The 13,418-nt window shown below is 47.3% G+C and carries 12 protein-coding genes; 3 read left to right on the plus strand and 9 right to left on the minus strand.

The features are described 5' to 3' along the window. Positions 1–101: 101 nt before the first annotated feature. Genes dhbA through ABR397_RS04740 form a run of 4 tightly spaced genes read right to left on the minus strand, consistent with a single transcriptional unit; the run spans position 102 to position 4,211 of the window. Positions 102–848: a 2,3-dihydro-2,3-dihydroxybenzoate dehydrogenase gene (gene dhbA / locus ABR397_RS04725; protein ID WP_350304695.1), complete on the minus strand. Its 747-nt coding sequence runs from the start codon at positions 846–848 to the stop codon at positions 102–104. Next, positions 845–1,729 (minus strand): isochorismatase family protein, encoded by an 885-nt coding sequence (locus ABR397_RS04730; protein ID WP_350304696.1) that lies wholly within the window; start codon positions 1,727–1,729, stop codon positions 845–847. The genes dhbA and ABR397_RS04730 overlap by 4 nt, the downstream gene beginning before the upstream one ends. An 11-nt stretch (positions 1,730–1,740) precedes the next feature. Further along, positions 1,741–3,363: a (2,3-dihydroxybenzoyl)adenylate synthase gene (locus ABR397_RS04735; RefSeq protein ID WP_350304744.1), complete on the minus strand. Its 1,623-nt coding sequence runs from the start codon at positions 3,361–3,363 to the stop codon at positions 1,741–1,743. Continuing rightward, entirely contained in the window at positions 3,357–4,211 is an 855-nt protein-coding gene (locus ABR397_RS04740; protein WP_350304745.1) for an isochorismate synthase, read from the minus strand. Before ABR397_RS04740 ends, ABR397_RS04735 begins: the two co-directional genes overlap by 7 nt. On the opposite strand from ABR397_RS04740, the gene ABR397_RS04745 reads away from it, so the two are divergent. Beyond that, a complete protein-coding gene (locus tag ABR397_RS04745; protein ID WP_350304749.1) occupies positions 4,188–4,466 on the plus strand; it encodes a hypothetical protein in 279 nt (92 codons plus the stop codon). The genes ABR397_RS04740 and ABR397_RS04745 overlap by 24 nt on opposite strands. Positions 4,467–4,522: 56 nt before the next feature. Here ABR397_RS04745 and ABR397_RS04750 read toward each other — a convergent pair whose 3' ends face one another. Continuing rightward, entirely contained in the window at positions 4,523–4,819 is a 297-nt protein-coding gene (locus ABR397_RS04750) for a hypothetical protein (RefSeq protein ID WP_350304697.1), read from the minus strand. Positions 4,820–5,445: 626 nt separating this feature from the next. Here ABR397_RS04750 and ABR397_RS04755 point away from each other — a divergent pair. Both ABR397_RS04755 and ABR397_RS04760 read left to right on the plus strand, forming a co-directional pair. Beyond that, positions 5,446–5,619, plus strand: a complete 174-nt coding sequence (locus ABR397_RS04755) for an IS1-like element transposase (RefSeq protein ID WP_455430655.1) — start codon at positions 5,446–5,448, stop codon at positions 5,617–5,619. 90 nt (positions 5,620–5,709) lie between these two features. Beyond that, a complete protein-coding gene (locus tag ABR397_RS04760; RefSeq protein ID WP_350304698.1) occupies positions 5,710–6,870 on the plus strand; it encodes a Fic family protein in 1,161 nt (386 codons plus the stop codon). 121 nt (positions 6,871–6,991) lie between these two features. Here the strand turns inward: ABR397_RS04760 and cml are convergent, their stop codons facing one another. The 4 genes from cml to ABR397_RS04780 form a co-directional block, all read right to left on the minus strand. Continuing rightward, the gene (cml, locus tag ABR397_RS04765) at positions 6,992–8,164 is read right to left on the minus strand and encodes a CmlA/FloR family chloramphenicol efflux MFS transporter (protein WP_350304699.1); all 1,173 of its coding nucleotides are present in this window, start codon (positions 8,162–8,164) and stop codon (positions 6,992–6,994) included. A 460-nt stretch (positions 8,165–8,624) separates the two neighbouring features. Continuing rightward, on the minus strand, positions 8,625–10,370 hold the full coding sequence (locus tag ABR397_RS04770; protein ID WP_350304700.1) for an ABC transporter ATP-binding protein: 1,746 nt from the start codon (positions 10,368–10,370) through the stop codon (positions 8,625–8,627). Further along, on the minus strand, positions 10,363–12,135 hold the full coding sequence (locus ABR397_RS04775; RefSeq protein WP_350304701.1) for an ABC transporter ATP-binding protein: 1,773 nt from the start codon (positions 12,133–12,135) through the stop codon (positions 10,363–10,365). The genes ABR397_RS04770 and ABR397_RS04775 overlap by 8 nt, the downstream gene beginning before the upstream one ends. After that, positions 12,132–13,403 carry an MFS transporter gene (locus ABR397_RS04780; protein ID WP_149615947.1) on the minus strand — a complete coding sequence of 424 codons (1,272 nt, stop codon included), beginning with the start codon at positions 13,401–13,403 and terminating at the stop codon, positions 12,132–12,134. The genes ABR397_RS04775 and ABR397_RS04780 overlap by 4 nt, the downstream gene beginning before the upstream one ends. Positions 13,404–13,418 lie beyond the last annotated feature (15 nt).

The raw sequence follows: 13,418 nt of genomic DNA on the forward strand, positions 1-13,418 counted from the left end.
GTTTTTGGTTTAAATTTTTAATAGTGACCCATTCCATGGAATTATAGTCTTTCCGTTTTTTATAGTGGCATACAGGTAAACAGATTTAAACATTCGGTTTATCAGGCACCGAGTGTAGCGCCCCCATCAATGACAATATCTTGCAACGTTATGTGGCTTGCTTGGTCGGAGGCCAAAAACAAAATGACGTTGGCTATTTCGTCGGGCTGTGCGATTTTCCCGAGTGGAATACCGAGTTTAAATTGTTCGGTAAGGCCGTTGATCAGACGCTGATGTGCCATATCATCATCGTTGAGCATTCCCTCCAGCATTGGAGTCAGTGTGGAACCGGGTGAAACAATGTTACATCGTACCCCAAAAGGCGCCAGTTCCAGCCCCACACTCAGGCACAGGCTACGCATCGCAGCCTTAGAAGCGCAGTAAACTGCCATATTAACGCGCGGCACGTGAGCTGCGTTGGAGGCTATTGAGACGATATTGCCGCTGCGCTGGCGCTGAAAGTGTGGAATGAGGATTTTAAACAAATTGAATGCTGCGCCTGCATTAACATTGATTGAGCTTTCCCAGTCTTCATGGCTTAACGTTTCTGCGGAGCCGAGGCGCAGAATTCCCGCACCGTTAACCAGCACATCCAACCCATTTGCCTTCAGCAATGGAGGGCAGGTTTCTTGCACCGCATGGGCATCGCTGACATCCAGAATGAGCGTCTCAAACGGCATTGAATCAGGAAACTTCAGATCGAATCCAAAAACCCTCGCTCCTGCCTCGTGAAAACGGAGGGCTGTTCGGGAGCCGATACCGTTCCCTGCTCCCGTTACCCAGACGGTTTTTCCCTTGAATCCGTTCATTTCTCTTCCAGATCGCCGTTCAGCAATGCGAGCCAGTTTCGCAACGTTGGTTGTTTCATCAGCGTGATAAAATCAATTTCGTACCCTTCCTGACGGCACTTTGAGACGAAGGACATTGTGCGTAGCGAGTCTAAGCCGTAATCAAGCAGGTTTTCGTCATCATCAATGTCGTGTGCATCTTCGTCCAGAGCGGGTTGCAGTATGGCAAGCAGACGTTCGCGATCCCATCTACGTTCTGCTGCGGGAGGCGCGAGCTCCGACAGTGCCATAGAGGTACTCAATACTTGTCCGGAACGGCCCGCAGTATAGCGGAGCGCCATCATATGTTCTTCCAGACTGAAATCCGCCAGCGCATCGCTTATAATAAAAGCCTGTATATCGCGCATAAAAGCATCAGTGGCAGTGGTTAAGCACCCGATATGGGCGTACACGCCGCAGATCATAAGCTGGTCGCGCTTACATTCTTGCAGATAGGTTTCCAAGTCAGAGCGCTGAAACGCGCTGTAGCGCCACTTCACCAATACAGTGTCCTTCAATTCGGGGGACAGTGCTGCCGCGATTTTTTGCTGTTCTGGATAGCGGTTCAGGCCGGGGCCCCACATATCATTCAGTAGCGCTCGATCGACGTCGTTCTGTTGGCTCGGCTGAGCTGTGTAATACACTGGAATACCGAGCTCATGGCAACATGCGCGCAGAGTAACTATGTTATCGATAACCTGCTGAATCATCTTGCTCTCTTCCCCCCAGAAGTTGAGGAAATATTCCTGCATATCGTGAATCAACAGAGCGGCACGCTGTGGCTCCAACCTCCAGTCGACTTTATTTGCAGGTAAGGCGGTTTCATCGGGCAGGATATAGTCCTGAAGTTTAGGAATGCTCATGGCGTATTTCCTCAATTTTCTAAGGTGGCGCTGGCAAGTGCACGTAACGCCTGTTTGTTGATTTTTCCTACCGGAGTGAGCGGCAGCTCAGGTAGACTTTCAAAACGATCGGGGATCTTGTAGTCAGCTATACCCTGTTCACGTAGCCAGCGACGCAGCACGGCTGGTTTCACGGATTCGCGTTCGCGCGTTACCACATAGGCGCAGGTTTTCTCGCCCATTAGACAGTCAGGAATAGCGACCAATGCGGCGTACACCACCGCCGGGTGGCGCAGCAACAGGTGTTCAACCTCTTCAGCGGCAATTTTTTCGCCGCCACGATTTATTTGATCCTTCTCACGTCCAACTACTTTCAAATATCCGTCGGGAAGCTGAATGACCACGTCGCCAGAACAATAAAACCCGTTACTGTCGAACACCGTCCGGTTATGTTCTGGGCTTCGGTAATAGCCTCGAAAGGTGTATGGACCTCGGGTCATCAGCAATCCAGGCTCTCCGTGCGGTACCGGGAAGCCTTCTCGGTTTGCGACCCATACCTCATCATCCTCACTGATGGGGCAGCCCTGAGTTGTGAAGGTATGCGCGTCATCATCGTCTAGTCGGGTGTAGTTCACCAGACCTTCTGCCATACCAAATACCTGTTGGAGCCGGCAGCCCAGCTCCTCTGGAATGCGTCTGGCCAGCGTTTCTCCCAAAGGGGCGCCGCCGACCTGCATCACTTTCAGACTGGAAAGTTCATTAATGTGGCCTCTGATATTGGCATATTCCAGCCAGATGCTGACCGCAGGTGGCACCAGAGCGGCAATATTGATCTGATGGCGGGCTATGACCGGAAAACATCCATCCGGACTTGGATCGGGGACGAGGATAACCTGACCACCTGCATAAAATACGCCCAGCGCGCCCGGTGAACTCATAGGATAGTTGTGTGCGGCTGGCAGTGCGCAGAGATATCGGGTTTTGCCGCTGATGTCGCAGATCGGATTGCTGGCGCGGATACTGTAATAGTAGTCGTTGTGAGTGCGAGGAATCAGCTTGGGAGTGCCAGTGCTGCCGCCGGAAAGCTGGAAAAATGCGACCTCATCCGCTGGCGTCGGCGTGGGCGTGAAGTCTCCCGGCTCTTCCGAGATCAGGCATGAAAGCGAACGGTTCGAATCTGAATCCTCATGGTGAAGCACCACGATATTCAGTTCCGGGCACTTGGCTACCAGAAGATCAATAAGAGCATCATCATGAAACTGGCGATGCTGGCGATCGGCAATGAGTATCTCTGGTGTAATCTGATGCGCATACGCAGTTAATTCGCTGCTCTGGTGGCTATAAAGCGCGTTAACTGGCGTGACGCCCAGGCGCAGTAAGGCAAAAAAGACGATATAAAACTCAGCCTCGTTGCCAAGCTGCACCAGCGCGGTTTGTCCCTGACGCGCGCCGCGTCGATGCAGGGAGGCGGCGAGTCGGTTTACTGCTTCATTAAGCTCTCGATAACTCCAGCACCGTTCCCCGCAGAATAGCGCCACGGCATCGTTCTCGCGGTGAATATCGAGAATCTCGCTCAGCGGGCGATCAATCCAGTACCCTTTCAGGCGATAACGTTCAGCCAGATCCTGAGGCCAGCGGTTGAACTCAATCATAATGTCTGCTCCTGTTGTGTTGCAAAACCAAGTGCACTCAGCATGGTGTTAAATTTGGTGCGGGTTTCCAGCCATTCGTTTTCCGGAACAGAGTCCGGAACAATGCCGGCGCCGGCGAATAACTCAATTTTATGAGGCCGAACTTTGCCGCAGCGGATCGCTACAACCCATTCCCCGTCTCCGCGGGCGTCACACCAGCCGACAATACCGCCAAACCAGCCGCGGTCGAACGGCTCCAGCTCGCCGATCAGGTTGCGGGATGAGGTATAAGGAGCGCCACATAATGCAGGCGTGGGATGAAGTAGGCAGGCAAGAGACAGCGCATTATCGCGATCATCGGATACTATACCCTGAATCTCAGTAGCGAGATGCCAGAGCGTAGGCGTGCTGAGCAGCGAGGGTTCTGGGATCGTCAGAGAGCAGCAAAGATCCGTCAATTGGCGACGGATAGCCTCCGTGACCACCAAATGCTCATGGCGATCCTTTCCGGAGGCCAACAGCTTTTCCCTAGCATTTCTGTCACTGGCATCATCGTCGCCTCGCCGCGCTGATCCGGCAAGAGGACAGGAGCGCAGGACATTGCCCTCTTTACGTAGCAGCAGTTCAGGGCTAGCGCCAATCAGAATGCCATCCGCCAGAGGTAAGTGAAAGTTGTAGCTCTCCGGATTCTGTCTGTTGAGCTGCATCCATAAGCTCAGAGCGCTAAGCGGGGGAATGCTTTCAATCTGTAGCAGGCGCGACAGCACCACTTTATTCAGTGCACCGATGCGCAGCGGATTCAGGGCGTTCTCCACCATGGTGCAAAAAGCATCGTGATCTGGAATACAATGAGCCTGGCCCTCCACCTGCACCGGAGAGTCGGAGAGGTTAAAGGTGTGGCGATCAAACCAGTAGCAGGTCTGTGGAATAAACAGCGAACAGGGTTGGCGCTTGTCAAACGGAATAGCTCCTACGACAATGGGATTTTCTACTCCGGCCTGCTGAGTCTGGCGAAGCAACTGTTGCACCTTCTGTTGGAACTCGCCTTCGACATGATGTCCGGATGCGGCGGGATGTGTCAAGGTGGCGAGGCATCCCCGGGCGAGCAGGCTTTTGTGGGGCGATAGAAAAATAAAGTCATCTTCTTGCAACGAAAGAAGGTCATTGGCGATACCAGACAAAATCAGGTTCCTCTTGTTGGTGTAGGGGCTAGCCTTTTCCCCCTTCCGGAGGGGAGAAAAATACTGACGGCAACGTGAGGACGAGCCGCCAGCTGTGCCAGATACCAGGTGTTATCAGCTATAGCTGACTGTGGAGAACATGCTGCGGCCATAGCAGTGGAAACACGCCTCTTTTCCCCATCGCTAGCTGCATACGCCGCGTCAGATAACGTGGGTGTTGAAAACAATGTCGCCTGAAACCCAAACCCTGTGCGTTTAGCGATGATTTTCATCACAAGTTTTTTTCTTATCTTAAACATAATCAAACACCGTCTGATTTGCCTTATAAAAATATTTAATAACAATTAATTTGTGCTGCTTACAGGCGGCGCCGGAAATCCAATTTACAAAACGTTCATCAGGAAGAGGTATGAACTCCTGAGAAGGAAAACGCCATTACGATATTGCAAATAAAAATGATTATCAATATGATTTGCATTATTGATTATTGCATTTTCTTGTAAAAATTTCTATATACCCTATGGATTTCAAGATGCATCGCGACGGCAAGGGAACGCATCCCTGGGAGCATAGCGAACTATGTGACCGGGATGAGTGAGTGCAGCCAACAAAGAGGCAACTTGAAAGATAACGGGTATAAAATGGCAATAGAGAAAAATCATGCGACTATTGCGTGGGTATAGAGAGGGATTTTTGGTCGTGACATCAATTTGTTGAATCCTGTATAGGATATCTATTTGGAGAACATTCAGATAGCAAAGATTGATGTGACCTGCTCATCTTGTTGTGCCGTTAAAGGAGTTCACCGCAATGGACGCCCTCATTCTGGTCATTAGCGTTACGTTGCCAAGCCTGCCGTCATGCTTGGCAACGGGAATTCACTTATACTGCATGTCGTCCCGGCACACATAAGCAAATAGTCGATATGGCAATAAATGGCATGGGATGTCAAGCAATAGCACATGTTATGGGCATTGGCCTGAATACTATCCTTCGTCACTTAACAAGTTCTGCACCAAATCATGAAATGAGGATTGATCATTACGTAAATCTATTCATGACGACACTACCTAAGACATTCCTGCAAAAGTTAAAATAACACTTTTCCTTATTTTATTTTCAGCCTAAAGTTAAAATAACGTGCAGTCTTATTTTAACTTTAAGCTATATAAATGAGGAGTAAAAAACCTTGCAACGCGGATCTACAGGTCACTATGTCCCAAGTATTGCCGGCGGTGTCGCCTGCCAGGCTTTTGTGCCTCATCCCCTACCACCGGTACCACCGCTTGATATTAATAGCAAGTTGCAACGACGGATCAATGAGGCCATATTAGCACTGGGCCGACTAGATGCGATGAGTACGTTATTACCAGACGCGCATCTGTTTCTTTACAGTTACATCCGTAAAGAAGCAGTTATGTCTTCCCAAATTGAAGGCACTCAATCATCCCTCAGCGATCTAATGTTGTTTGAAATGGAAGGGATGCCTGGCGTGCCAATGGATGATGTACAGGAGGTATCTTGTTACGTTAATGCTTTATCATTAGGAGTACAACGTATTCAAGAGTCCTATCCCATAACTTTTCGTTTAATAAAAGAACTACATACAGCTTTGATGACATCAGGGAGAGGTATAAGCCGTGGGCCTGGAGAGTTCCGTCAAAACCAAGTGTGGATCGGTGGTCATCGTGCTGATGAAGCTACTTTTATCCCGCCTCCTGCTAATGAATTGGCTGATTGTTGGGCCGCATTGGAGAAATTTATTAACGATGTTCCTGAGCCGACAGAACCATTGATAAAAGCAGCTTTAGCTCATGTTCAATTTGAAACTATCCATCCCTTTATGGATGGTAATGGTCGGTTAGGACGCTTATTAATTCCCTTAATTTTGGTGGAAGCAAAGGTTCTGAGTCAGCCTCTTCTGTATCTATCCGTCTTTTTCAAAAAACATAGACAAATCTACTATGAACGTTTGCAACAAGTCCGCATAACGGGTGATTGGGAAGCATGGTTACTCTTTTTTGTTGATGCTGTTGCGGCTACAGCGACACAAGCGGTCAATATCGCCCAACAACTTTATCAGTTACGCGGTGAGCACAAAAAACTGTTGCAACCATTAGGGCGTATGGAGAACTCAGCAAGCCAGATATTGAATGCATTATTTGAGCATCCTATCGTCAACATTAATAAATTGGTGCAACTTACAGGGCTGGCACCGGCAACAATTGGCAAGGTTATGGAACGCTTATCTCAGGCTGATCTCGTATTGGTCTCTGAACTTACCGGCCAAAAACGCAATCGCGTGTACGCTTATAACCGTTATATAGAAATTTTGAACCAAGATTTTTAAAAAATCCATATTAACATTCCTATGAATATCACCATGCTTTTCGCGGGAAGCCCCTTCCTTTCAGGTGGGGGGAGGATGTCAACGTCTTACATATTCAACGGGTGAAATCCCCCTATTAAAGCTATACGCGCGATGTCCTAGTCAAAAAAAGTACTGCCGTCGCCAGTATGATAGTAAAAGTCACCAGTGGCCAGGCGGTATCTCCCCCCATGCTAACGATAGCTGCGGTACCCAAAAGCGAAACAATGATACTTTCACCGCCCCAGTAGATAGCCACCGCTAGGCCAGCCCGATCGCTGAATGCGGCAAGCGCGCCGTTGGCGGTCACGGAGACAGTGAAGACGATCCCTACCGCCATTACACACATCGGCAAAACGAACGTTGCAAACGAAGGCTTACTTAACGTCCAGGTTAGCGTCAAAACTCCGGCGCCAAAAATTAGAAGCGTCATTCCACGCCGTACGCATCCATTCGTCCCCCAACGGCCAACGAACCGCCTTACGAAAAAGGTCGTGACGATCATGACCAGCGCCACGGTCGCGAATGCGAGGCTGAATTGCAGTTCGGAGTAACCAGCCTTTGTTATCAGCACCCGAGGCGCTGTAGAGAAAAAGACGAAAAACGTTCCCATTGCCGTACCGAAAGCCAGCGTATAAACCCAGAACGTGCCGCTTGTCAAAATCGGCATGGCCGACAGGCTTTTAGAGGCCGCTGGCACGCGTGTTTCATGCCAGCGGGATGCTGCGTGCAATAACGGCAGTACCGTTACCAGCGCTAGGAACCAGAAGATCGCCCGCCAGCCGAACCCATCAGCCAGAAAAGCGCCCAATATCGGCCCTAGAGCGGGTACGAAAGCCAGTATTGAACTGAACAGGCTGTAAATCACCGTGCTCTCCGGGCGCTCAGCATAAACGTCACGTACTGTGGCGAAAATCGCAACCAGAGTCGCAGACGCGCTGAGCGCTTGAATAAGCCGAAAGGTCACGAAGAGTGAAGGTGAGGAAAACAACGCTAACGCGACGGAAGCAAGGACGAAGATAGTTCCACCGCCGAGCAGTACGGGGCGGCGTCCGATGCGGTCGGAAAGCGGACCAAAAATCACCTGCCCTAGCCCCAATCCCAGCAAGTAAAGGCTCAAAGTAAGCTGAATGACCGAAGGGCTCGTGTTCAGCGCACTAGGCATGGAAGGGACCACGGGGAGATAAATATCCATCGCTAACGAAGCGATGAGATCAAAAGGTACCATCAGCAAGAGTGTCATCGATATAGTCCAAACCGAAAGTTTGCTAGACATAAAAATTTTCCTTTCAACTCTATTCAAATTTCAAAATATTTGTTTATGCATAACCGTAGGCGGTAAATTTATTAATTTGGCTAATTAGAGACATCACCATTAAGGAAAACAACCCCGAGAACAGAAATATAAAACAAGTATACAAAACCCATTCTCAGAAGTTTCATCAAAAGATGCCATATTTTCTGATATCAAAGACGTTCTTTATTATTTAAAACATCAGATATTAGACTGCCTTTATTTTATAGATTTTAGCTCATCCCGAGACTTCGGTAGCAACAAGAGAAATGTCAGAATTGCGGCATGAGGCAAGACCTGGCAAACTGACATAGCATGTTACTGTAATTTTTATTCCGTGGAATTACTGATTTATCTCTCAAAAATAACAGTACACAGAAAAGAGCAATATTCTGTGGGCCATTTATTATCTGCCCACAGGGAATATTAATCATTCACTATTTCAAGCTAACCGCCAATTTTTCGCGGATTGCTGTAATGTCCAAAGATCATGGTAAAGCCCTCGATTTGCTAATAATTGCTGATGTTGTCCTTGCTCAGCAATTTCACCATTATTCATCACCACAATTTTGTCCGCATATTCAATAGATGACAATTTATGCGCAATAACCAGCACAGTTTTATTAGTTATCAATGACTGCATCGCTAATTGGATATCTCTTTCATTTTCTGGATCAAGCGAAGCCGTTGCTTCATCCAAAATAACCAAAGGCGCATTTTTTAGTAATGCCCTTGCGATAGAAAGCCGTTGCAATTCTCCGCCAGAAAGGTGTATCCCATCAGCACCAATTTTCGTATTCAATCCATCAGGCAATTTATTCAGTAAACTATCCAATCTTGCCAGACAGCAGACACGCAATAATTCTTCATCATTGGCATCAGGGCAGGCAATTCGCAGGTTATTACCAATCGTATCATTGAGCATATAATTACTCTGGAATACCACACTGATATATTGCTGCCAATATTCCACCTCCATAGAGGCAATATCGACTTTTTGGTTGCCACTACCTACCCAAATACTTCCTGCAGAAAGTTGCCAAAAACGAGCTATTAATGCAGCCAACGTTGATTTTCCTGAACCAGATGCTCCAACCAAAGCGGTCACTTTATTCGCTTCAATAGTTAGATTTATTCCTCGAAAAATTTCTGGTTTATCGGGATACGCAAAATACACATTATCTAATTCAAGCGTCATATTATTGAGCTGCGGTCGAGTATTTCCCTGCGATAATTCAGGCAATTCAAATACTTTTTTAACCCGTTCTGTTGCCAGACTAAAATAATTCAACTCAGCCAGAAACATTGACATATTCAATAATGGCCGGAAAAAACGCACCGCTGCAATAAGAAATACCAGTACCTCCGCTAATGACAAGGTATGCCCCAACCACCCCCAAGTCAGTGCGATCAACAATACGATAAATCCGCATTCCACCAGCAAATTAAAACTGTATATCGGCCAGACGCCCGCTTTTTCAGCAGTCAGCGATTGCTGATAAGTCGTCGTAAGTACATTGTTCAAACGGCCAAAAGCCTGACCAAGCATCCGATAAGATTTCAGCACTTTCAGGCCATCAATATACTCCATCAAAGCATCATTAAGTTTGAACAGTAATTGCTGCATCCAACTTTGCCAGCGGCGCGCATATTGTCTCATCAGTAAATAAGCACACACCGCCAGAGGTAAAGTTGAAAGCATAGCCAACGCCATACGCCAATCTTTTAATAATAATCCGATAGAAAAGAAACAGAGTACGGAAGCCGTTGCAATTATTGGCGCATACAAATGCGTGAAGATATGTTCAATCATATCAATATCTTTTAGCAATGTATTATTTACACTATTCATATCCGTCCGTTGGAAAAACCCCATCGGCATACGGCGCAAATGTTCTCCCAGGTTTTTACGTAATGTACGCCCGGCATCGAAACCAATCAGTGCAATATTGAAATAAAGTGTACGAGCCAGTAATACCCGAACCAACATCAAAGCCGCACAACCACCTACCAGTTTAAACTGATACATCATATCGGGCATATCAGAGAGCATGTCGAGAACGATGTAGTAAAGAAATGCGTAAGGCGCTGATGCCAGAAAAGCATCTAGTATGGAGAGAGCCACCATACTGGAAAGCCCTTTCAGTGGTTTTCCAACCAGACGAGAAAGGTTAAACGCCTTAAACATGTGAAACCTCCTGGCTACGCATAGCCACATGCCAGCTTTTTGCCGCCTGATGAGCATCCCACATATTCTGATAAAGCTGGCAACCCTGCAAAAGTTGCTGATGCGTTCCTTCCGCCACTTTACCTCCATTATCCATCACAATGATTTTATTAACATTGACCAGTGTATTCAGCCGATGAGCAATCACCAGCACTGTGCGCCCTTTCATCAAATGGGACAGTGCCTGCTGGATTTTCACTTCATTTTTCGCATCCGCATAAGCGGTCGCTTCATCCAAAATTAAAACCGGAGAATCTTTTGCTATCGCTCTGGCAATAGAGAGCCGTTGAGCCTGCCCACCACTGAGCGAACCCTGCTGAACCACTGTTTGATATCCTTGCGGCAATTCACGAACAAATTCATCAACGCAAGCCGCTTTAGCCGCAGCAATAATCTGCGATTCGGTAATATCCTGGTTCCCCATCCTGATGTTATTCATAATGGTGTCTTCAAAGATAAATACATCCTGAAAAACAAAACTAACCAGCGACATTAATTGATCCAAAGGCATCGCGGTAATATCGCTTCCCCCAATCGAAATACAACCTTGCTGATACTCATATAACCGGGGAATAAGTTGAGCGGCGGTGGTTTTCCCTGCCCCAGAAGGGCCGACAATCGCAGTAATTTCCCCTTGCCGAGCGATAAAAGAGAGAGCATCTACCGTAGGAATAACCGCATTATTATGGCGGAATGTGACATGTTCAAAACAGATATTACTCCCCTTAATTGGCTGTGGAACAGCCCCTTCACGCTGCCGGGGCTGCTCAGAAAAATCACGGATATTTTCCACACCTTTTAGCATTTCGCTGAACATACCCGCAAATTGCAGTAAGTTGTAGAGTGGTTCCATCAAGCCAATTCCCAACAGCATGAAGATAAATAATGTCGCCAGCGCCACATCCCCTTGGGCATACAGCCAGATACCAACGGGCATAATACATAACAATCCCAAATCCAACGCCAGCTTAAACAATGCCGCTGGCGTTCGGGTATCGACAAGCCACCCTGTGACTAACCGATGATGTTGTTCCACGGCATTGGCATACCGCTGATGGGAATCTACGGTCATATTGAAAGCTTTGACCAGTGGCATACTTTTCACAAAATCCACTACGCTAGTATGCAAATCTGCGACAACCTGATGATAAGCTCTAATACGCGAATCAAACCCCTTGAAAATCCAGCACTGCATGGCAATGGCTAATGGCAAAGGGATCAACGCCAATAACGCCAACCTCCAGTCAAAGAAAAACAGCAATGTGGCCGCTGCCAGCGGTGAAACAATAGCGGCAGCGATATCCGGTAAATGGTGAGCCATGAATGTTTCAATTCTACCAATATCGTCTGAGATAATTTTCTTCATTGTTGCAGAGGTATGACGATTAGATGCTCCCAGCGGCAAATCACCCACTCGTGCAATCACTTTGCGGCGTAATTCAAACAGAAGCTGGAAAGCCGCTTTATGCGATAGTAAACCGGAAAATAGTTGCAATATGATCTTGCCAGCCAACGCCATGACTGCCAAGCCAACCAGCCACCATATCTGTGATGCAGCCGCATCCGGCTGATGCAGAAAAGTATCTATCAGACGATAGATCAACACATAAGGCACCAACGCCAACAAAGAGTAGATAACGGCTAAGGTCATGGAAGCGATCACTCTTTTCTTCTGAGTCCCGATCAGTTTCATCAACCAAGAAAAAGCGCTGTCATCTGATTTCATTGTTGTACCTCAACTCGCTGAAGCTGAACAGACGGGCGGTTAATCATAGACGAAGACAGACGGAAGCAAATGGTCACAATAATAATTGTGGTAACACTTCCTGCAACCGCCGCATAGAACGCATTGGTAAATCCCCAATAGTGCGCCAGCGTTCCGGCAATGACCATTGCCGCACTACTACCAAGCACTTCACAACATTGCAGCAAGGTAAAATTGGTTCCTGGCTGAATAACATCCTGTTTGCTATCTCCTTCGCTCCAGCGCATGAAACAAGAGAAGAAAGAAACACAGCTCAGATTGAAAAAGAAACCTTCCAACATAAAGAAGATAAAGACCATTGTGGGATCTGTTGATGATACCGTGAGTGAAATCGCCAGTCCTAACCAACATAACGCACTGGCAATCAGTCCACTTAATGCCAAAGCCGGGCTGGAAAACCAGCGATGAAGAAAACCCGCAGCCAGCGCTCCGGTAATATAACTGATAATTAATACACTGCCGGAAATCAGAGCAATAAATTCCAGATTAACACCCATATCGACGAGCAGAGGCGATATCAATCCGGCACCAAGCGTACTGGCAAATTTAAACAACAATGCCATCAGAATAACCGGCAAACTTCCCTGACGACGGAATATTTTCCAGACGGAAGCACTGCCCGGTTTAACGGGAAGCTGCTGATCGATATTGAATTTATCCTTATTAAGCATAAATGGGATATGGCAAACTATCTGAACCAGTAAAAAGAACAGCACCATGTTGTGCCAACCCACAGAGCTGAAAACATAAAGGCTGAGAATACCACCAACCAGCATCCCCAAACTAAACCCAGCAACTTGACCGACATTCACTTTGACATGACGACTGCCTGCAAAAGTGCGCACTGCCAGAGCATCAACCGCAACATCTTGGCTGGCATAAAGAAGATTGATGAATGTGAGTATGATTAGCAAACCGATGACATCAGTTTGTGGGCTAAAAAACCACAGAGAAGCGATAGCAAGCAATGAAAGTATTTTAAATAGTTGAATCCAGGCTAATCCGGCAGAAAGTTTGCCAAATCCCCACGGTTTATGGTTTTCAATGAAAGAAGCCCAGATAAATTTGAATGCCCAGGGTAACATGCATAAACCAATAAGGCCGATAAACTGCATATCAGCCCCTTGTTGCCGTAAGATCCCCGGCAAAGCAAAAATTGCCAACCCCAAAGGAGCACCTTGCGCGCAATAAAGGCCAAATAAACCAACAAGGTTATGATTATATTTCATGATATTTCCTAAATT

Source organism: Photorhabdus viridis, assembly GCF_040256935.1.
GTDB classification, from domain to species: Bacteria; Pseudomonadota; Gammaproteobacteria; order Enterobacterales; family Enterobacteriaceae; genus Photorhabdus; species Photorhabdus viridis.

Excerpts from the sequence above, each read along its gene's own strand:
- ABR397_RS04780 (WP_149615947.1), bottom strand. The coding sequence starts at position 13,403 with ATGAAATATAATCATAACCTTGTTGGTTTATTTGGCCTTTATTGCGCG.
- dhbA (WP_350304695.1), bottom strand. The coding sequence starts at position 848 with ATGAACGGATTCAAGGGAAAAACCGTCTGGGTAACGGGAGCAGGGAAC.
- ABR397_RS04750 (WP_350304697.1), bottom strand. The coding sequence starts at position 4,819 with ATGTTTAAGATAAGAAAAAAACTTGTGATGAAAATCATCGCTAAACGC.
- cml (WP_350304699.1), bottom strand. The coding sequence starts at position 8,164 with ATGTCTAGCAAACTTTCGGTTTGGACTATATCGATGACACTCTTGCTG.
- ABR397_RS04775 (WP_350304701.1), bottom strand. The coding sequence starts at position 12,135 with ATGAAATCAGATGACAGCGCTTTTTCTTGGTTGATGAAACTGATCGGG.
- ABR397_RS04730 (WP_350304696.1), bottom strand. The coding sequence starts at position 1,729 with ATGAGCATTCCTAAACTTCAGGACTATATCCTGCCCGATGAAACCGCC.
- ABR397_RS04745 (WP_350304749.1), top strand. The coding sequence starts at position 4,188 with ATGAGCCTGGCCCTCCACCTGCACCGGAGAGTCGGAGAGGTTAAAGGT.
- ABR397_RS04755 (WP_455430655.1), top strand. The coding sequence starts at position 5,446 with ATGGCAATAAATGGCATGGGATGTCAAGCAATAGCACATGTTATGGGC.
- ABR397_RS04770 (WP_350304700.1), bottom strand. The coding sequence starts at position 10,370 with ATGTTTAAGGCGTTTAACCTTTCTCGTCTGGTTGGAAAACCACTGAAA.